Source organism: Mesorhizobium sp. M1142 (assembly GCF_040318565.1).
Taxonomy (GTDB): Bacteria; Pseudomonadota; Alphaproteobacteria; order Rhizobiales; family Rhizobiaceae; genus Mesorhizobium.
Map to the genome: position 1 here is coordinate 1 of NZ_JAMYMK010000077.1, position 1006 is coordinate 1006.

Annotated in this window: 1 pseudogene; it reads right to left on the reverse strand. The window is 65.4% G+C overall.

What is annotated here, in order from left to right:
* Positions 1-18: 18 nt before the first annotated feature.
* Positions 19-1006, reverse strand: a pseudogene (locus NKH42_RS31140) (IS3 family transposase); the annotation flags it as partial.

A 1006-nucleotide genomic window follows, 5' to 3' on the forward strand; every position in this document is an offset into this window, starting at 1 on the left:
TGACGTTGCCCCCAGTTTCTATCCAGTTTTGAGTTCGTTTCCGGCGTGGGTTGTGCCCTGCTGGGCGGGTGAAGCGACGGGCGCTGGCGCGGAGCCTTTGGCGCAGCGCAGCGCGAGCGACCGTCGCGGATTGAAGGTGCTGGCGAACTCGGCCGGTGTCTGCCAGGCGATTTGGGAGTGCGGCCGCGCGGTGTTGTAGTCGGCGCGCCACAGGGCGATGGCGACGCGCGCCTGAGCCAGCGAGGTAAACAGCGTCTCGTTGAGCAGTTCATCGCGCAGTCGGCCGTTGAAGCTCTCGATGAAGCCATTCTGCATCGGCTTGCCGGGCGCAATGTAATGCCATTCGACGCGGTTCTGATCCGCCCAGGCGAGGATGGCGTTCGAGGTGAACTCGCTGCCATTGTCGCTGACGATCATCCTCGGCCGGCCGCGCTCGGTGATGAGCCGGTCCAATTCGCGGGCAACCCGCATGCCCGAGAGAGACGTATCAACGATGAGTGCCAGGCACTCTCTCGTGCAGTCGTCGACGACGGCCATGATGCGGAAGCGGCGCCCGTCGGTGAGCTGGTCCGATACGAAGTCGAGCGACCAGCGCTCGTCGGGCCTCAGCGGCACCAGCATCGGCGCCCTGGTCCCGATCGCCCGTTTGCGGCCGCCACGGCGGCGAACGGCGAGCTTCTCCTCCCGATAGAGCCGGAACAGCTTCTTGTGGTTCACGACCAGGCCCTCCCGCCTCAGCATCACGAGAAGACGCCGGTAGCCGAACCGGCGACGCTCCTGCGCGATCGCCTTCATCCGCTCGCGAACCTCGCGGTCGTCCGGCCTGCTGGTCTCGTAGCGAACCGTCATGCGGCAACAGCCGATGGCTTTACACGCCCGCCGTTCGCTCATCCCGAAGCCTTCCTTCAGGCGAGCGACAGCTTTCCGCTTGGCCGCGGGCGTCACCATTTCTTTCCCACAAGATCCTTCAACGCGGCATTGTCGAGCATGGCGTCGGCCAGAAGCC